This is a genomic window from Salarchaeum sp. III (assembly GCF_036418315.1).
Taxonomy (GTDB): Archaea; Halobacteriota; Halobacteria; order Halobacteriales; family Halobacteriaceae; genus Salarchaeum.
In genome coordinates, this window is the sequence record NZ_JAZHPG010000027.1 from 194807 (window position 1) to 213109 (window position 18303).

The following is an 18303-nucleotide window of genomic DNA, read 5'->3' on the forward strand; positions in this document are numbered from 1 at the left end:
TTACGCGATGTCGATGCTGGTCGAGTCGTCCTCGTCGCGAGACTTCGGGAGTTCCACGGTGAGGACGCCGTTGTTGAACGACGCGGACACCGCGTCCTCGTCGACGGCCTCGGGGAGCGAAAGCGACCGCGACACGGAGCGCTTCGAGCGCTCGCGGCGGATGTACTGCTCCTTCACGTCCTTCTCGGGCGACTCCTCGTGGGTCGCGTCGATCTGGAGCGCGTCGTCCCGGAGGTGCACGTCGATGTCCTCCTTCTCGAATCCGGGGAGGTCGGCGGTGACGACGAACGCGTCACCCGTGTCCTCCACGTCCACGGCGAGGCGGCTCTCCACGTCGAAGTCCTCGAACTGGTCGCTCATTCGGTCGAACAGTCGTTCGAACTCGTCGAAGGGGCTTCGTCGTCGCGTCATACACGCCAACGTAGGGCGTGCGAACGCTAAAACTCGGCGGCCGGTTCGAGCCGTCGACCCGCTCAGACGACGTGGCGGACGTCGTAGGAGCCGAGGCGGCGCACCCAGCCGTCTTCGGCGATTGCGTCGATTTCGGCGAGCGCGTCCTGCGTGCGTTGCTCGTAGAGGCCGGCGGCCACGTCGAGGTGGAAGACGTAGTCGCCGAGGCGTTCGCCGCTCGGCCGGGACTCCACCCGGCTGAGGTTGATGTCGCGGTCCGCGAACGGTTCGAGCAGGTCGAGGAGTAGTCCGGGGTAGTTCGCGTTCGGGTAGACCACGAACGTGGACTTCCCGCCGGCGTCGGAGCGCTCGTCGACGCCGGCGACGACGAAGAACCGGGTGGCGTTCGAGTTCCGGTCCTGGATGTCCTCCGCGAGCACGGTGAGGTCGTCGCCCGCGTTGTCGGGGTGGCCGATACCGGCGACGCCCGCGGTCTCCCGCGCGAGTTCGACGCCGCGCGCCGTGGACGCGACCGCCTGCCGCTCGGCGTCCGGATAGTTCTCGTCGAGGTAGCTCCGGCACTGCGCGAGCGCCTGGCTGTGGCTCGCGACGGTCTCCACGGTCTCGGTCTGCGCGAGCAGCGCGTGCCGGATTGGTGTCACGACCTCCTGCACGACCGCGACTTCGCGCTCCGCGAGCGCGTCAAGCGACTCCGTCACCGACCCCTCGATGGAGTTCTCGATGGGGACCACGCCCCGGTCGGCGTCGCCGTCCGCGACCGCGGAGACGATGGCGTGCACGGACTCCCGGAACCCCACGTCCGCGTCCTCCGAGACGGCGGTGGCGGCGCGGTGTGAGTACGTTCCGGACGGTCCCAGGGTGACGACCTTCATACGCTTCGTACGCCGCGAGGGGGAGAAAAAGCCGTCGCCGATATTGACGGACGCCCGGGTGCGGATTAGCGGTTGAGGGTGTGGATGGCGTGGCCGAGCGCGTGCTCGGCGGCCTCCATCACGGCCTCGGAGAGCGTCGGGTGCGTGTGGATGGTCGCGGCCACGTCCTCCAGGGTCGCGCCCATCTCGATGGCGAGTCCGAGTTCCGCGACGAGTTCGCTCGCCTCCGGCCCTACGATTTGCGCGCCCAGAATGAACCCGGACTCCTCGTCGGCGACGATGCGGACGAACCCGTCGTCGTTCCCCGTCGTCAGGGAGCGCCCCGACGCACGCAGCGGGAAGTTCCCGACGGCTGGCGTGAACCCGGCGTCTTCGGCCTCCTGCTCGGTCATCCCGACGGTGCCGATTTCGGGGTCGGTGAAGACGGCGGCGGGCACGGCCTGGTAGTCGAGCGCGGCGGGTTCGCCCGCGATGGCTTCCGCGGCGACCTGCCCCTCCTTCGAGGCCTTGTGCGCGAGCATCGGCCCCGTCGCCACGTCCCCGACGGCGTACACGCCCTCCACGTCGGTCTGCGCCTGATTGTCGGTTTCGAGGTGGCCGTCCTCGTTCGGTTCGAGGCCGATGGCGTCGAGGTTGAGCGTGTCGAGTACGGGCTGGCGGCCGACCGCGACGAACGCCTTCTCCGTCGCGTACCGGAACTCCTCGCCGTCCTCGTTCTCCGTGGTGACGACGATGTCGCCGTCGCGCTTCTCCCAGTCGCTCGCCGCCTCGCCGAACCGGAAGTCGATACCGAGGTCTTGCGCGCGCTGGCGGACGACGCTCGTCACGTCCTCCTCGTAGCCCGCGAGGATGTCGTCCAGCATCTCCACGACGGTCACGTCACACCCCATCTTCGCGAGCACGGTCGAGAGCTCCATCCCGATGTACCCGCCGCCGACGACCACCATGGATTCGGGGACGCGGTCGAGGTCGAGCACGTCCCGCGAACTCAGCACGTGCTCGCCGTCGTACTCGAAGCCGGGGACTTCGATGGGGCGACTCCCGGTGGCGATGACCGCGTTCTCGAACTCGATGGTCTCCGACCCCTGGCCGTCGCCACCGTGCGCGACCCGGAGCTTGTTCTCGCTCTCGAACTCCGCGACGCCTTCGACGAGGTTCACGCCGTTCGCCTTGCAGAGCTTCTCCACGCCCGACGTGAGCTGGTCGACGACGCCGTCCTTCCACGTCGTCATCTGGTTCACGTCGACCTTCACATCCGCGTGGATACCCATCTCCTCCGCGGTGTCGGCCTCGTACCCCACGTCGGTCGCGGTGATGAGGGCCTTCGAGGGGATGCAGCCGTAGTTCAGGCAGGTGCCGCCCCACGCGTCCTTCTCGATGAGCGTTACGTCCAGGCCGAGCTGGCCCGCGCGAATCGCGGCGACGTACCCGCCGGGGCCGGCGCCGATTATCGCGAGTTCCGTTCCGGTTGAGACATCTCCGACGACCATTATTCGAGTAGAAGCATGGTGGGGTTCTCCAAGTAGTCTTGCACTGTGTTCGCGAACTCCGCCGCCACCGCGCCGTCGATGACGCGGTGATCGATGGACAGCGACAGCGGCAGGGTCTCCTTCGCCACGACCTCGCCGTCCTCCGCCACCGGGCGTTCTTCGAGCGCGCCGAGGCCGAGAATCGCCGTCTCGGGGTAGTTGATGATGGGCGTCGCGTACTCGCCGCCGATGGCGCCGAAGTTCGTGAGCGTGAACGTCCCGCCCTGCATCTCCTCCCGGCTGATACTGCGGTCGCGCGCCTTCTCGATGAGGTCGCGCATCTCCGCGGCGATTTCCGGGATGGTCTTCTCGTCCGCGTCCGTGATGACGGGCACCATCAGGCCCGCGTCGGTCGCGACGGCGATACCGATGTTGTAGTAGTTCTTCAGGACGATCTCCTCGTTCTCCTCGTCCAACTGGGAGTTCAGGTAGGGGTGCTGTTTGAGGCCGGCGACCACCGCCTTCACGATGAACGGCATGTAGGTCAGCCGGAAGCCCCGCTCGTCGGCGACGGGCTTCAGTTCCTCGCGCACGTCGGCGAGCGCGTCCACGACGGCCGTGTCGTGGTGGGTGACGTGCGGCGCGGTGTACTTCGACTCCGCCATCTGCTTCCCGATGGTGCGCCGGACGCCGCGGTAGGGCACGCGCTCCTCACGCGCCCCGGTTCCGGCGTCGCCCGCCCGCACTTCGGCGGTGTCCGCGGCCTGCGCGGCCTGCTGGGCTTCGGCGTACTCGCGGACCGCCGCCTCGCTCACGAACGCGCCGTCCTCGCGCTGCTCCGTCGCGGGCACGTCGTCGAGGTTCACGCCGAGCTCCTCCGCCACGCGGCGCGTCGCCGGCGCGGCCAGCGTCTGCTCCCGTCCCGCCGCCTCCGCGGCGCTCCCCGACTCGACCGTCGACACGGCCGATTTCGGCTCGTCCGCTTCGCCGTCGTCGTCTGTGACTTTCGTCACCGCGGACTTCGGCGCGGACTCCTCCGCGCTCTCCCCGCCCGATTCGGCGGCCGCGCGCACGTCGCCCTCGGTGATGCGGCCGCTCGGCCCGCTCCCGGCGACGCTCGCGAGGTCGACGCCGAGTTCGCGCGCCAACCGCCGCACCGACGGCGGGGCGAACGTCCGACCCGACCCGCCGGACGCGGCGGACGCGGCTTCCGCGGTTTCCGTGTCCGCGTCCTCGTCCGCGGCGGGCGTTTCGTCCGGTTCGGGGGTGGCGTCGAGGTCGTCCTCGCCCGCGACGTTGAACGTCACGATGACCTCGCCGACGGGCACCACGTCGCCCTCCTCGTAGTGCAGTTGCTTCACCGTCCCGTCGTACGGCGACGGGACTTCGACGACCGCCTTGTCCGTCTCGACCTCCGCGACCGGCTGGTCCTCCTCGACCGTGTCGCCCTCGCTCACGAGCCACGCGACGATTTCGCCCTCCGCCACGCCTTCGCCCACGTCGGGCAGTTTGAATTCAGTTGGCATCTCTAGAACTCCATGACGTTCCGCAGACCTTCAGCGATTCGGGCCGGCCCGGGGAGGTAGTAGTCCTCAAGCGCGTACAGCGGGAACGGCGTGTCGAAGCCCGTGATGCGCTCGACCGGTGCTTCCTGGTGGAGGAGCGCGCGCTCCTGGAGCGTCGCGGCGATTTCGCCCGCCAGTCCGCCCGTCATCGGGGCTTCGTGCACGACCGCGGCGCGCCCGGTCTTCTTGAAGGACTCCACGATGCTCTCCTCGTCCATCGGGCTGAGCGTCCGGAGGTCCACGACCTCCACGTCGATTTCGCCCGCGAGGTTCTCCGCGGCTTCGAGCGTCGGGCGCGTCATCGCACCCCACGTGAACACGGACACGTCGCTGCCTTCCCGACGCACTGATGCCTCGCCGAGCGGGACCTCGTACGGGTCGTCCGGCACCTCCTCGCGGAACGCGCGATAGATCTTCTTCGGTTCGAGGAACACCACGGGGTCGGGGTCGCGGACGGCCGAGATGAGCAAGCCCTTCGTGTCGTACGGCGTCGAGGGGACGACGACCTTCAGCCCGGCCTCGTGCGCGTAGAACGCCTCCTTCGACTCCGAGTGGTGCTCGGGTGCGCGGATGCCGCCGCCGTACGGCGCGCGCAACACCATCGGGAGCGTGTACCGCCCCCGGCTTCGGGTGCGCATCCGACTCATGTGACTCACGATCTGGTCGAAGCCCGGGTACATGAAGCCCGAGAACTGGATTTCGGGCACGGGCTTCAGGCCGTACGCGGCCATCCCGACCGCCGTTCCGATGATACCGGATTCGGCGAGCGGCGTGTCGATGACGCGCTCCTCCCCGAACTCCTCGTGGAGCCCCTGGGTCGCGCGGAACACGCCGCCGTTCTTCCCGATGTCCTGTCCGAGCGCCACCACGTCGTCGTCGGCCGCCATCGCGTCGTGCAGGCCGTCCCTGACCGCCTGAACGAGCGTCAAGTTCTGTGTCTCAGTCATCTCAGTCCTCCAGTATCTCCTCGTCGTCGTGCTTCTCGCGCACTTCCTCGAACGCCGCGAGCTGGCGTTCGAGCCGCGGCGTCATCTCCGCGTACACGTTCTCGAACATCTCCCGCGGGTCGGGACGCGGCGTCGATTCGGCCGCCTCGATGGCGTTCGCGACGTGCTCCTCGACCGCCTCCTCGATTCGCTCCACGGCCTCGTCGTCCAGTCGGCCCGTGGCCCGGAGGAAGTTCTCCAGGCGCGGAATCGGGTCCTTCGCGCGCCACTTCTCGACTTCGGCCTCCTCGCGGTAGACCGAGGGGTCGTCGGCGGTCGTGTGCGCGCCGAACCGGTACTGCACGGCCTCCACGAGCGTCGGCCGGCGCTCGCCCTCGCCCGGGTTCTTCGCCTTCTCCAGCGCGGCCCTCGTCGTCGCGTACACCGCGAGCGGGTCCATGCCGTCTATCTGGACGCCATCGAACCCGTACGCGGTCGCCTTCTGCGCGATGGTTTCGGACGCCGTCTGGCGTTCTCTGGGCACCGAAATCGCCCACTGGTTGTTGTTGCAGAAGAACACGTTCGGCGTGTCGAACACGCCCGCGAAGTTCAGGCCCTCGTGGAAGTCGCCCTCGCTCGTCGCGCCGTCCCCGAAGTAACAGAGGAATCCCTTCCCCTCCTCGTCCTTCAGTTTCGACGCCCACGCCAGCCCGGTCGCGTGCGGAATCTGGCTCGCGATGGGGACCGCCGTGGTGAACACGTTCGCGTCCGCGGGCACGTCGTTCCCGTGCTCGTTCCCCATCCAGAGGAGGAGCGTTTGCTTCAGCGGGACGCCGTGGACGAGCGTCGCCGCGTGCTCGCGGTAACTCGGGACGAGCCAGTCGTCGTCGGTGAGCGCCATCGCGCTCCCGACCTGCGCGCCCTCCTGGCCGGAAAGCGGGGGATAGGTCCCCATGCGGCCCTGCCGCTGGAGGCTCACCGCGCGCTCGTCGAAGTGGCGCGCGAGCTTCATCGTCCGGTACATCTCCACCAACTCCTCGTCGGAGAGGTCCGGGACGGACGCGCCGTCGACGACTTCTCCGTCCTCGTCGAGGATGCGGAAGCGGTCGTCCGGCTCGCGGTCCAGTATCGAGGTCACGGGCATCCCCGTCCTTGCATAGTAATAATTGCCACAGCCCACACCATATGGTTTTCGTAACGAGCCACACACCGCTCGGATTCGTGGACTTACGTCCACTTACAGAGGGCAGAAAATCTCACTGTCGAAAAAACAAGTCCATTTTCGAGGATTCTTCCGCTAGGATGCGTGGTCGTGGCGGAGAGTGGACGAACGTCTCACTCCCCAGCGCGGGCGCGCGCCGCCTCCCGCGCGTCCGCCACCGACCGGTCGTCCCGCCGCAGCGCGTCCACGAACAGTTCGCCCGCGCGGTACGACGACCGCACCATCGGCCCGCTCGCGCAGTAGAGGAAGCCCAGTTCGTCCTCCGCGACCTCGCGCCACGTCTCGAACTTCTGGGGGTGCACGTAGTCCGCGACGTCGAGGTGCGAACGGCTGGGCTGGAGGTACTGCCCGAGCGTCACCACGTCCACGCCGCGCTCCCGGAGGTCGCTCAAGGTCTGGTACACCTCGTGGTCGTGCTCGCCGACGCCGAGCATTATCGAGGTCTTCGCGTACACGTCGTCGGCGTCACCGACCTGTTCGAGCACCGAGAGCGACTGCTCGTAGCCCGCGCGCCGGTCCCGAACCGGGAACTGCCGGCGCTCCACTGTCTCCACGTTGTGCGCGATGACGTCCGGGCCCGCGTCGATAATCTGCTGCACGAGTTCTTCCTCGCCCCGGAAGTCCGGAATCAGGGACTCCACGAGGATGTCGGGGTCGCGCTTCTTTATCTCGCGAATCGTCTCCGCGAAGTGGCTCGCGCCCTGGTCGTCGAGGTCGTCGCGGTCGACCGACGTGAGCACCACGTAGTCGAGGCCGATTTCGGCGACTGCCTCCGCGACGTTCGCGGGTTCGTCTGGGTCGAGCGGCTCCATGCCGCCTGTCTTCACGTCGCAGAAGTTGCAGCCGCGGCTACAGCGGTCACCCATCAGCATGAACGTCGCCGTCCCCGGGCCGTCCCGGCCGCTCCAGCACTCGCCCATGTTCGGACACGACGCCTCCTCGCACACCGTGTGGAGGTCGTGGTCGCGCAGGGTGCGCTTTATCTCCGTGAACCGCTCGCCGGACGGCGGCCGCATCTTCAGCCAGTCCGGTTTCCGTCGGCGACTCATATCCTAGCGTTCGCGTGCGACGGCAAAAACGTGGGGTTCCCGCGCGCCCCGACGAAGATATCAATAGATTAATGAACTCTTCAGGTAATTTGGGTACAACTCGAACGTTGAACTATGCTTGATGTTTCGAACGAAGATATGGTGGACGGTCGTCTCACGCGCACCCTCCTCCTCCTCGCCGCCCCGCTCGTCGCACAGAACTTCGTCGCCGTCGCCCAGCAGGTCGTCGACGTGTTCTTCGTCGGGCGCGTGGGCGAGGACGCTGTCGCCGGCGTCGGCCTCGTCATCCCACTGACCGCGCTCTCGCTCGTCCCCGCGATGCTCGCCATCACCGGCACGCACGTCCTCACCTCCCAGCGCCTCGGAGCCGGCGACGACGACGGCGCGCGCCGCGTCGTCTGGGCCGGCATCGTCCTCTCTATCGCGCTCCAAATCGTCGTCGCCGTCGTCGCGCTCCTGTTCGCCGACACGTTCGTCGCGCTGCTCGGCGGCACGGGCGCTGTCGCCGACTACGCCGCGGTCTACCTCCGGGTGTACGCCGTCGGCACGCTCGCCGCCGGCGCGAGCGACGTGCTCGAAATGGGACTGCTCGCGTCCGGCGACTCGAAAGCCGCGCTCTACATCAACGTCGCCTCCTTCGGGTCGAACCTCGTCCTCGACCCCTTCCTCATCCTCGGCTGGGGGCCGTTCCCCCGCCTCGAAGTGTTCGGCGCCGGCCTCGCCACCGCCCTCGGGTTCCTGTTCGGCCTGCTGCTCGCCGTGTACGTCACGTTCCGCGGCACCCGGAACTTCTCGCTCTCCCTCGACTCGTTCACGTTCGACACCGACGTGGCGCGCGAGCTGGTGTCCGTCGGCTGGCCCGCCGCCGGCCAGCGCACCGCCCGGCAGGCCGCCCGCGTCGCCGTCATCGCCGTCGTCTCCTTCACCGCCGGGTCGGCCGGCCTCGCCGCGTACACCGTCGGCGCGCGCATCTCCACCGTCGCGTTCGTCCCCGCTATCGGCCTCGGGAACGCCGCGACCAGCGTCGTCGGGCAGAACGTCGGCGCGGGCAACCCCGACCGCGCCCGCCGAACCACGTGGGTCGCCGTCGCCATCGCTGTCATCGGCCTCTCCGTCTTCGCCGCGATTCAGCTCGCGATACCCGAAACCATCGCGACCGTGTTCGCGCCGACGCTCACCCCCGACGGCCTCTCGCTCACCGTGGACTACCTCGTGATTCTCGCGTTCGGCTACTGGGCGCTCGGCGCCATCTACACCGCTGAATCCGGGTTCAACGGCGCGGGCAAGACCGACGTGTCGATGTACGCGTCGCTCCTCCAGTACTGGGGCGTCCGCGTCCCCATCGCCACCATCGCCTCCGGCATCCTCGGCGTCGGCCTCGGGTACGGCGTCCACGCCGTCTTCTGGGCGGTGACGCTCTCGAACGTCGCCGCCGCCGTCGGCCTCTGCGTCTACTTCTGGTACTCCTCGGACGGCGGGATGCTCCGCCGCGCGGCCGACGCGGCGAGCGCGGACTAGAGAGAAACCCCTTTCCCCGGGCGTCGGCTTCCCCACACCAATGGAGGTCGCCGAAGCGGTCCCGGAGTTCGCGGACGCCTTTCCCTTCGAGGAGTTCAACGAGATGCAGTCCGCGGCCGCGCCGGCGCTCCTCGACACCGCCGAGAACGTCGTCGCGTCCGCCCCCACCGGCTCGGGGAAGACCGCGCTCGCCGAACTCGCCATCTGTCGCACCCTCCGCGAGAACGGCACCGCGGTGTTCATCGCGCCGTTGCGCGCGCTCACCAACGAGAAGGAGTCCGAGTGGGAGCGCTTCGAAGACCTCGGCTATTCAGTGTATGTCGTCACGGGCGAACGCGACCTGAACCCCCGGCGCGCCGAGCGCGCGGACGTGCTCGTGATGACGCCGGAGAAACTCGACTCAGCCACCCGAAAACACGATTCGCCCCGGTACTCGTTCGTCACGGACGTGGACCTCGTGGTCATCGACGAAGTCCACCTCCTCGACTCGGAGAACCGCGGGTCCGTGCTCGAAGTCGTGGTCGCGCGGATGCGTCGGCTCTGCGACCCCCGCGTCGTCGCGCTCTCCGCGACGATGCCGAACATCGACGACGTGGCGAACTGGCTCGACGCACCCCCGGAGACGACGTTCGAGTTCGGCGACGACTACCGGCCCGTCGACCTGCACGCGGACGTGCGGACGTACACGCACGGCGACAACGCCTTCGCCGACAAGTACAGACGCCTCTTTACCGCGCTGGACCTCGCGGAACCGCACCTGCGGGAGGACGGACAATCCTTGGTGTTCGTCTCTAGTCGGCAGGACACCGTGCAGGCCGCGAAGAAGTCACGGGACGAAATCGCGGAACGCGACATCCCGATGGGCGCGCGCGGCGACTACGACTTCCACACGGAGAGCGAGCAGCTGGACAACAGCACGCTCCGGAAGAGCGTGCTCGACGGCGTGGCGTTCCACCACGCCGGCCTCTCCACGAACGACAAGAACCTCGTCGAGCAGTGGTTCCGCGAGGGCAAAATCGAACTCCTCTTCTCCACCTCGACGCTCGCGTGGGGCGTCAACCTCCCCGCGCGCTGCGTCGTGATTCGGGACACGAAACTCCACGACCCCCTCGAAGGCGAGGTGGACATGAGCCCGCTCGACGTGCTCCAGATGCTCGGCCGCGCGGGCCGCCCCGGCTACGACGACGTGGGGTACGGCTGGGTCGTCTGCGACTCGTCGGACGCGGACAAGTACCGGCGATTGCTCCGGGAGGGAAAAGAAATCGAGTCCCGGCTCGCGGACAGCCTCCCCGAACACCTGAACGCGGAGGTCGCGATGGGAACCATCCGCGGCGTCGGCGACGTGATGGACTGGCTCGAAACCACCTTCTACTACCACCGCGCCCAATCGGAACCCGACGACTACGACTTCGCGGGCCTCCGCGAGCGCGTGCGCGACCACCTCGACACCCTCCGCAGTCGCGGGTTCGTCGAAGCGGACGACGACCTGGGGCTGTCCGCCACCACGCTCGGCATTCTCACGTCCACGTACTACCTCCGCATGGAGACCGCCGAGGCCTTCCACGACCTCGCGACGACGGCGGACCCCGACGAGGAAGCCATCCTCGCGGCGGTCGCGTCCGCCCGCGAGTTCGACAGCGTGAGCGCCCGGCAGTCCGAACGGGACGCGATTCAGGAGACGCTCGGGAGTCGCGGGAGCGACCTCGAATCGGGGCCGCGGAAGGTGCTCGCCATCCTCCGCGCGAACAGCCGGGGGAGCGTCCCGCCGGAACTCCGGAGCGACGCCTGGGTCATCACGCAGAACGCGCTCCGGCTCTTCGCGGCGCTCGCGGAGTTCTTCGAGCGCTTCGACCGGCCGCGCGGCGCGAACCTCGCGCACCGACTGGAGGCGCGCATCGACACCGGCGTCCCCCGGCAGGCGGTCGGGCTCACCGCGCTGGACGGCGTGGGCGCGGGGCGCGCGCACAAACTCGCTGACGAGGGCATCGAGACGCCCGGTGACGCCTCCGACGCGGGCGTCGACGGCCTCGTTGACGCCGGCCTGTCCGGCGGCGTCGCGGAGAGTGTGCACGACCAGGCGACGGAGGCGCCGCGCGTGCGCTTCGACTGGGGGGACTTCCCCGGCGCCATCGCCACCGGCGAGAACGAGATGTGCGAGGTCCGCGTGACGAACGACGGCGGCGGCGCTCGCGCGTACGTGAGCGTGCGCGTGAACGACACCGAGATGACGGAGAAGACCGCGTTCCTCACCGACTCCCTCCAGGTTCCCGTGGGCGTGTTCGGCGCGAGCGCGGACGAACTCACGTACGAGGTCGAAGTCGTCTTCCCCGACCTCCCGCTCCTGCCCGTCTCCGAGACGCGAACGGTGCGCGTCGAGTAGGCCGAGAGTTCACGTAGGAAGCCGCGGCCACCCCGCGGTATGCAGGACTCCACTCGCGTCCTCGCCGGCGACTGCACGGTCACGTACGAGAACGGCCGCACCACCACCCAGCGCGGCGAAGTCGTCGTGCTCGTGAAACCCGACAACACCGTTCTCGTCCACGACGATTCGGGCTACCAGCCCGCGGCGTGGCTCACCCGCCCGAACGCCGTGCAGTTCGAACGCGACACCGCTGGGTTCGCGCTCGTCGCGACCAAGAACGAGGAACGCCTCCGCGTCGACTCACACGCCGACTACGGGAGCGCGCACTACCCCGTCACGCCAGCCGGCCCCACCATCGGCGAGTGCCCCGACTGCGACTCGGTGCTGGTGCGGGACGGCGCGCGCGTCGTCTGTCTCGGCTGTCGCACCGCCTACGCGCTCCCCCGGGACGCGACGCTCACCGAGAACACCTGCGAGGACTGCGGGCTCCCCACCTTCCAAACCGAGCGCGGCGAGACGTTCGAACTCTGTCTCGACCGAACCTGCGATTCACTCGACGACGCCGTTCGAGAGCGCTTCGACGGCGAGTGGACGTGCCGCTGCGGCAGCCTCTTCAGCGTCGAGCGGCGGCGCGCGCTCGACGCCGTCTGCGACGACTGCGACGCCGTCTACCGAATCCCGTCCGGTGTCGTGGACGGCACCTGCGACTGCGGCCTCCCCGTCTTCGACACGCCGAACGGCCGGCGGTGTCTGGATGCGACCTGCGACCGCAACCAATAGGGCGCTCGCCGGACTCCCAGCGGGTATGAAGGGACACGCGCGCGACGGCCTCGTCCACGTCGGCGGCGACGCCCGTCAGCGCTTCTACGACTCCCGCGGCTACGGGCGACCGCGGGAGGGCGACGACGTGGTGCTCGCGCCCGTCGAGGCCGCTCACCTCCTCTTCCGCGGCGACCTCGACGCCGTCGAAGTCGAGGGGAGCGACTGCGGGTTCGCGGACTACCTCGCCCGCCAGAATCCGGGGTTCGGCGCGCGGTTCGTCGTGTACGCCGACCTCCGCGACCGCGGGTTCTACCTCTCGCCCGCCCGCGAGGGCTGGGTGGACGAGTCGGGCGGTATCGACTTCGTGGTGCACCCGCGCGGGGACGGCCCCTGGGACGACACCGAGGCGTACCGGGTTCGCACCGTGAGCGAACGCGCCGACGTGTCGGCGAGCGCGCTGGGGGATGTGACGCTCGCCGTCGTGGACGAGGAGAGCGACATCACGTACTTCGAGACCGAACGCCTCGCGCTCCCCGACGACGCGTCGGAGACGCCACCCGCGGCCGACGGCGTCCTGCTGGACGACCGCGTCGTCGTCTGGGAGCCGCCGACGAACCTCCATCACGAGTTCTTCTACGGCCAACCCCTCACCGGGCGCGCCGCCGAGCACGCGCCGCTCCAGCTGTCCCTCGTGGAGGCCGCGCACCTCGCGGCGGTGGGCGTGCTCGCCGTCGACGGCGGCGTCGAAGCCGTCGTCGCGCACGGCCGGGACGCCGAGGGCGACCGGTTCGACCGCCGGCTCCGCGCGTACCGCGCGCTCCGCGACGCCGGCTACACGCCCAAAACCGGATTCAAGTTCGGCGCCGATTTCAGGGTGTACCACGACATCGAGGACGCCGACAACCTCGGGCACTCACCGTGGCTCGTGCGGTCGCTCCCCGCCGACCACACGTTCTCCCCGCGGGACGTGGCGCTCGACGTTCGGCTCGCACACGGCGTGCGGAAGCGAATGGTTTTTGCGCTGGACGCACAGGATTCACCCGACTGGCTCGCGGTCTCCCGACTCACTCCATGACTGACGACACACCACGCGACGACGACACGGCCGGCGCGGACGACGTGACCCTCGACCCCTGGGGGTCCTCCACAGTCTCCGACTACGAGAAGCTCTTCGGCGAGTTCGGCATCGAGGCGTTCGACGACCTCCTCGACGAAGTCCCGAACCCCCACTACCTGATGCGGCGCGCCATCATCTTCGGCCACCGCGATTACCGCCGCGTCCTCGACGCGATGCGCGATGACGAACCGTTCGCGGCGCTCTCCGGGTTCATGCCGACCGGCGACCCCCACATCGGCCACAAGCTCGTGTTCGACGAGATAATCTGGCACCAACAGCAGGGCGGGGACGCGTACGCGCTCATCGCCGACCTCGAAGCGCACGCCGCGCGCGGCCTCACCTGGGAGGAGATAGACGACCACGCCCGGAACTACCTCCTCAGCCTGCTCGCGCTCGGCTTCGACCCCGAGGAGGGAACGCTCTACCGGCAGTCCGAGAACCGCGAACTCCAGAACTTGGCGTTCGAACTCGGCGCGGAGGCGAACTTCAGCGAGCTCGAAGCCATCTACGGGTTCGGCGGCGAGACGGACGTCTCGCACATGCAGTCCGTCGTCACGCAGATGGCGGACATCCTCTACCCCCAGCTGGACGAACCGAAGCCGACGGTGATTCCCGTCGGTCCCGACCAGGACCCCCACATCCGGCTCGCTCGCGACCTCGCGTCCCGCGCGCGGTTCTTCAAGGTCACCGAGGCGTACGCGAGCTTCGAACTCACCGACGACGAACGCCCGCTCGTCGCCCGCGCCTACGCCACCCGCGACGAGTACGCGGACGACCCGGACACGCCACGGTGTACGGAGGCCGCCGAGTGGCTCGCCGAACGGGGGGTCGACGCGTTCCCCGAGCCGGTGGACGAGGCGACGCTCTCGGCCACGGTGGAGAAACTGGAGAACGCCGGGATGGAGCCGCTCCGCCCCCGCACCCGCTTCTTCGACCGGAACGCCACGGACGACGCGTTCGACGCGCTCATCGACGCCGTCGACGGCGAGAAGCGCGTGTTCGAGGGGCACGTCGACGCGTTCGACCTCACCGAGGCCGAGGCCCGCGACCTCGCGCAGGACGTGGAGGTCGCGCACGGCGGATACGGGTTCGTTCCGCCCTCCTCGGTCTACCACCGGTTCATGACCGGTCTCACCGGCGGGAAGATGAGCTCCTCGATTCCCGCGAGCCACATCAGCCTCCTCGACGACCCCGAGACGGGCTACGACAAGGTCAAATCGGCAACCACCGGCGGCCGGCAGAGCGCCGAGGAACAGCGCGAAAAGGGCGGGCGACCCGACGACTGTCCCGTCTACGAACTCTACGCGTACCTCCTCGCCGCGGACGACGACGCGTTCGCCGAACGCGTCTACGAGGAGTGCCGAAACGGTGAGCGGCTCTGCGGCGACTGCAAGGAACAGGCCGCCCAGTTGATGGAGGAGTTCCTCGAGGACCACCAGGAGAAACGCGAGGAAGTCGCGGACCTCCTCGAGGAGACGGACATCCAGCTCACGTCCACGCGAGCGTAGACGACACGCTTTTGCCGCCGACGGTTGACGATTCGAGCATGGCGTCCGAATCCCACGCGCGCCGCATCGTTCGCGAAGCCGACGGTCCGGGGTTCGGGTTCTTCTTCGACCCGTAACGAGGGTGAACGCGCCGGCCGGTCGGCGCAGAAACCGCTCGTGCGGGCATCGGAACCGCTTTCCGAATACTCTACGCGAACACGCACAATGCAACTGCCACGACACCAGCTCGCGGTCCTCGAAACCGCGAGCGCCGACGAACCCAGGCGAATCGACGACATTGCGGACGACGCCGACCTGCCGCCGGAGACGGTGACGGGCGCGGCGTTCGAACTCGAAGACGAGGGACTGCTCTCCGTCACCGAGACGGTCGAGGAGGACCTCGAACTCACCGAGGAAGCCCGCGAGTACCTCGACGAGGGCCTCCCCGAAGTCCGGCTCTACCGGGCGGCCGTCCAGGCGGGCGCGACCGACGACCCCGTGTCGCTCGGGGAACTCCTCGGGCGCGCCGGCCTGGACGGCCCGCAGGTGGACATCGCGCTGTCGAACCTCGCGCGGAAGGGCTACGGCACCATCGACTCGGGGAGCGTCGCCGCGAACCCCGACGCCGACCCCGACGGCGACGCGGAGGCCGCGGCGCTCGCGAACCTCGCCGACGGCGACCCCGTCACCGACGAGTCCGTCGTGGACGCGCTCGTCCGCCGCGACCTCGTCGCGCGCACCGAACGCACCGTCCGAACCCTCCAGCTCACCGACGCGGGCGTCACCGCGCTCATGGAGGGCGTCGAAACCGAGGGCGGCCTCGGACAGCTCACGCCCGACGTGCTCTCCTCGGGCGAGTGGCGGGACGCCGACTTCCGGTCCTACGACGTGGAAGCCGACGCCGAGAGCGTGAACGCCGGCCGCACCCATCCGCTCCGCGAGATGGCGGAGAACGTCAAGGACGTGCTCGTCGGCATGGGGTTCCAGGAGATGGAGGGCCCGCACGCCGACGCCGAGTTCTGGATTAACGACGCGCTGTTCATGCCGCAGGACCACCCCGCGCGCACCCACTGGGACCAGTTCGCGCTCTCCCAGCCGAGCGAAATCCACGACCTCCCCGACGACCTCGTGGAGCGCGTGGAGGACGCGCACCGGAACGGCGTCGGCGACGACGGCGAGGGCTACCACAGTCCGTGGACGGAGGAGATGGCGCGCGGCCTCGACCTCCGCGGCCACACAACGTCGCTCTCGATGCGCTACCTCTCCGGGGAGGCCGAGGGCGACCTCGAACCCCCGCAGCGGTACTTCAGCGTCGAGAAAGTGTACCGGAACGACACGCTCGACGCCACGCACCTTCTGGAGTTCTTCCAAATCGAGGGCTGGGTGATGGCCGAGGACCTCAGCGTCCGCGACCTGATGGGGACGTTCACGGAGTTCTACAGCCAGTTCGGCATCGAGGACGTGACGTTCAAACCCCACTACAACCCCTACACGGAGCCGAGCTTCGAACTGTTCGGCCGACACCCACGCACGGGCGAAATCATCGAAATCGGGAACTCCGGAATCTTCCGACCCGAGGTTCTCGAACCGCTCGGCGTGGAGTGCGACGTGATGGCGTGGGGGCTCGCGCTCGAACGCCTGATGATGCTCGTCACCGGCGCCGAGGATATCCGGGACGTGCACGGGACGCTCGTCGACCTGGACTACCTCCGCAGTGAGGAGGTGATGTACTGATGGTCGTCGTCGAAATCGACCCCGACGAACTCCGCACGCTCACGGGCCACGACGAGAAGTCCGACGACGAACTGAAGGACGACCTGTTCGCGCTGGGCCTCGAATTCGAGGGCGAAACCGAGGACGGCGCGTTCCAACTGGAGTTCGCGCCCGACCGACTCGACCGCCTGAGCGTCGAGGGTGTCGCGCGCTCGCTGCGCTACCAGTACGGCGACACCCGGGGACTCTTCGTGCCGGACGCGAACGACGCCGAGTGGACCATCGAGGTCGACGACTCCATCCCCGACTACCGGCCGTACGTCACCGGCGCCGTCGTCCGGGGCGTGAACCTCAGCGAGGACGCGCTCGACTCCCTCATCCAGCTGCAGGAGAAACTGCACGCGACGATGGGCCGCAAGCGCGCGAAGGGCGCTATCGGCATCCACGACCTCACGATGCTCAAGGGCGGCGCACTCGGACCCGACGCCACCGAGGACCACAACTCCGTCGAGTACCGCGGCGTCAGCCCCGACGGCGACACGTTCGTCCCGCTCGACAGCGACCGGGAACTCACGCCCGACGAGGTGCTCTCCGACCACCCGACGGGCGAGACGTACGCCGACCTCGTGGACGGCCACGACACCTATCCGGCCATCTACGACGACCTCGGGCTGTTCAGCTTCCCGCCCGTCATCAACGGCCGCCGCACCGAAGTCACCGCGGAGTCCCGCGACCTCTTCGTCGAACTCACCGGGACCGACCAGTGGACCATCGACAAGATGTGCGTCATCCTCTGCTACGCGCTCTCCGCGCGCGGCGGCCAAATCGAGTCCGTGGACGTCGAGTACCCCGACCGCACGCTCGTTCGCCCCGACTTCGAGACGACGGAGAAACGCGTCACTCACGACCGCATCGAGACCCTGCTCGGCGTCGACCTCAGCGAGGACGAGGTCGTCGACTACCTGGAACGCGCCGGTCTCGGCGTCGAGACCGAGGTCTGGGGCGACGGCGTGGACTACGACGTGGAGGTGCCGCCGTACCGCGTGGACGTGCTGCACGCCGTCGACATCGTGGACGACGTCGGGCGCGCGCACGGCTTCAACGAACTCGTCCCCCGCTACCCCGAAGTCGGCACCGTCGGCGGCCGCACGAGCGACTCCCGGCACGCGCGCGCCGTCCGGAACACGCTCGCCGGCCTCGGCTTCGAGGGCCTCCTGAACTTCCACATGATCGCCGAGGACGAGAACTACGACCGGATGACTCTCGCGCCCGACACGGACGCGGTCGGCGGCGGTCGCGCCGCCACCATCGCCGAACCGTACAGCGAGGACTACGAGATTCTGCGGACGTGGGCGCTCCCTAGCCTCCTGATGGTTCTCGAGAACAACACGCATCGCGCGTACCCGCAGGACCTCGCGGAAGTCGGGTTCGCGGCCGAGCTGGACGACGCGGAGAACACTGGCGTCGCCGAACGCGACACGGTCGCCGCCGTCGTCGCGCGCCACGACGCCTCCTACGAGGACGCGAAATCCCGCCTCCAGTCGCTCTGCCGGGCGTTCGACGCCGACCTCGAAACCCCGCCCACCACGCATCCGTCGTTCATCGACGGGCGCACCGCCGCCATCGAAATTGACGGCGAACCCGTGGGCGTCATCGGCGAACTCCACCCCGAGGTACTTGTCGAACACGACCTCGAAGTCCCGGTCGCAGGGTTTGAACTGCGGCGGGACGCACTGGAATAGACCGCGAGCGAGGAACGAGCGAGCGCTTTTTTGGTCCAGATTTTTTGGCTGAGCGGTCGCGCCGCGCGCGACCCGAAGCGAAAAAAGG

At 68.7% G+C, this 18303-nt stretch carries 14 protein-coding genes; 7 read left to right on the forward strand and 7 right to left on the reverse strand.

The window, feature by feature from the left end; translation table 11 throughout:
- The 7 genes from U3A55_RS11685 to lipA form a co-directional block, all read right to left on the reverse strand.
- A complete protein-coding gene (locus U3A55_RS11685; protein ID WP_330991681.1) occupies positions 1-411 on the reverse strand; it encodes an Hsp20/alpha crystallin family protein in 411 nt (136 codons plus the stop codon).
- A 62-nt stretch (positions 412-473) separates the two neighbouring features.
- Positions 474-1283 carry a prephenate dehydratase gene (gene pheA, locus U3A55_RS11690; protein ID WP_330991682.1) on the reverse strand — a complete coding sequence of 270 codons (810 nt, stop codon included), beginning with the start codon at positions 1281-1283 and terminating at the stop codon, positions 474-476.
- 65 nt (positions 1284-1348) lie between these two features.
- Positions 1349-2773, reverse strand: coding sequence for a dihydrolipoyl dehydrogenase (gene lpdA / locus U3A55_RS11695; RefSeq protein WP_330991683.1), 1425 nt, complete (start codon positions 2771-2773; stop codon positions 1349-1351).
- On the reverse strand, positions 2773-4278 hold the full coding sequence (locus U3A55_RS11700) for a dihydrolipoamide acetyltransferase family protein (RefSeq protein WP_330991684.1): 1506 nt from the start codon (positions 4276-4278) through the stop codon (positions 2773-2775). Before U3A55_RS11700 ends, lpdA begins: the two co-directional genes overlap by 1 nt.
- 2 nt (positions 4279-4280) lie before the next feature.
- Entirely contained in the window at positions 4281-5264 is a 984-nt protein-coding gene (locus U3A55_RS11705; protein WP_330991685.1) for an alpha-ketoacid dehydrogenase subunit beta, read from the reverse strand.
- Position 5265: 1 nt separating this feature from the next.
- Positions 5266-6381, reverse strand: a complete 1116-nt coding sequence (gene pdhA, locus U3A55_RS11710) for a pyruvate dehydrogenase (acetyl-transferring) E1 component subunit alpha (RefSeq protein WP_330991686.1) — start codon at positions 6379-6381, stop codon at positions 5266-5268.
- Between the two features lie 197 nt (positions 6382-6578).
- Positions 6579-7514: a lipoyl synthase gene (lipA, locus tag U3A55_RS11715; protein ID WP_330991687.1), complete on the reverse strand. Its 936-nt coding sequence runs from the start codon at positions 7512-7514 to the stop codon at positions 6579-6581.
- Between the two features lie 138 nt (positions 7515-7652).
- On the opposite strand from lipA, the gene U3A55_RS11720 reads away from it, so the two are divergent.
- The 7 genes from U3A55_RS11720 to pheT all read left to right on the forward strand — a co-directional run bounded on the left by U3A55_RS11720 (position 7653) and on the right by pheT (position 18215).
- On the forward strand, positions 7653-9032 hold the full coding sequence (locus U3A55_RS11720; RefSeq protein ID WP_330991688.1) for an MATE family efflux transporter: 1380 nt from the start codon (positions 7653-7655) through the stop codon (positions 9030-9032).
- A 40-nt stretch (positions 9033-9072) separates the two neighbouring features.
- Positions 9073-11412 carry a DEAD/DEAH box helicase gene (locus U3A55_RS11725; RefSeq protein ID WP_330991689.1) on the forward strand — a complete coding sequence of 780 codons (2340 nt, stop codon included), beginning with the start codon at positions 9073-9075 and terminating at the stop codon, positions 11410-11412.
- A gap of 39 nt (positions 11413-11451) precedes the next feature.
- Positions 11452-12174, forward strand: coding sequence for a DUF91 domain-containing protein (locus tag U3A55_RS11730; RefSeq protein WP_330991690.1), 723 nt, complete (start codon positions 11452-11454; stop codon positions 12172-12174).
- A gap of 25 nt (positions 12175-12199) precedes the next feature.
- Positions 12200-13231, forward strand: coding sequence for a tRNA-intron lyase (gene endA, locus U3A55_RS11735; protein ID WP_330991691.1), 1032 nt, complete (start codon positions 12200-12202; stop codon positions 13229-13231).
- The gene (locus tag U3A55_RS11740) at positions 13228-14781 is read left to right on the forward strand and encodes a tryptophan--tRNA ligase (RefSeq protein WP_330991692.1); all 1554 of its coding nucleotides are present in this window, start codon (positions 13228-13230) and stop codon (positions 14779-14781) included. The genes endA and U3A55_RS11740 overlap by 4 nt, the downstream gene beginning before the upstream one ends.
- 204 nt (positions 14782-14985) lie before the next feature.
- On the forward strand, positions 14986-16494 hold the full coding sequence (gene pheS / locus U3A55_RS11745) for a phenylalanine--tRNA ligase subunit alpha (RefSeq protein WP_330991693.1): 1509 nt from the start codon (positions 14986-14988) through the stop codon (positions 16492-16494).
- On the forward strand, positions 16494-18215 hold the full coding sequence (pheT, locus tag U3A55_RS11750; protein ID WP_330991694.1) for a phenylalanine--tRNA ligase subunit beta: 1722 nt from the start codon (positions 16494-16496) through the stop codon (positions 18213-18215). Before pheS ends, pheT begins: the two co-directional genes overlap by 1 nt.
- Positions 18216-18303 lie beyond the last annotated feature (88 nt).

Excerpts from the sequence above, each read along its gene's own strand:
- U3A55_RS11685 (WP_330991681.1), bottom strand. The coding sequence starts at position 411 with ATGACGCGACGACGAAGCCCCTTCGACGAGTTCGAACGACTGTTCGAC.
- pheA (WP_330991682.1), bottom strand. The coding sequence starts at position 1,283 with ATGAAGGTCGTCACCCTGGGACCGTCCGGAACGTACTCACACCGCGCC.
- lpdA (WP_330991683.1), bottom strand. The coding sequence starts at position 2,773 with ATGGTCGTCGGAGATGTCTCAACCGGAACGGAACTCGCGATAATCGGC.
- U3A55_RS11700 (WP_330991684.1), bottom strand. The coding sequence starts at position 4,278 with ATGCCAACTGAATTCAAACTGCCCGACGTGGGCGAAGGCGTGGCGGAG.
- U3A55_RS11705 (WP_330991685.1), bottom strand. The coding sequence starts at position 5,264 with ATGACTGAGACACAGAACTTGACGCTCGTTCAGGCGGTCAGGGACGGC.
- lipA (WP_330991687.1), bottom strand. The coding sequence starts at position 7,514 with ATGAGTCGCCGACGGAAACCGGACTGGCTGAAGATGCGGCCGCCGTCC.
- U3A55_RS11720 (WP_330991688.1), top strand. The coding sequence starts at position 7,653 with ATGGTGGACGGTCGTCTCACGCGCACCCTCCTCCTCCTCGCCGCCCCG.
- U3A55_RS11725 (WP_330991689.1), top strand. The coding sequence starts at position 9,073 with ATGGAGGTCGCCGAAGCGGTCCCGGAGTTCGCGGACGCCTTTCCCTTC.
- U3A55_RS11730 (WP_330991690.1), top strand. The coding sequence starts at position 11,452 with ATGCAGGACTCCACTCGCGTCCTCGCCGGCGACTGCACGGTCACGTAC.
- endA (WP_330991691.1), top strand. The coding sequence starts at position 12,200 with ATGAAGGGACACGCGCGCGACGGCCTCGTCCACGTCGGCGGCGACGCC.
- U3A55_RS11740 (WP_330991692.1), top strand. The coding sequence starts at position 13,228 with ATGACTGACGACACACCACGCGACGACGACACGGCCGGCGCGGACGAC.
- pheS (WP_330991693.1), top strand. The coding sequence starts at position 14,986 with ATGCAACTGCCACGACACCAGCTCGCGGTCCTCGAAACCGCGAGCGCC.
- pheT (WP_330991694.1), top strand. The coding sequence starts at position 16,494 with ATGGTCGTCGTCGAAATCGACCCCGACGAACTCCGCACGCTCACGGGC.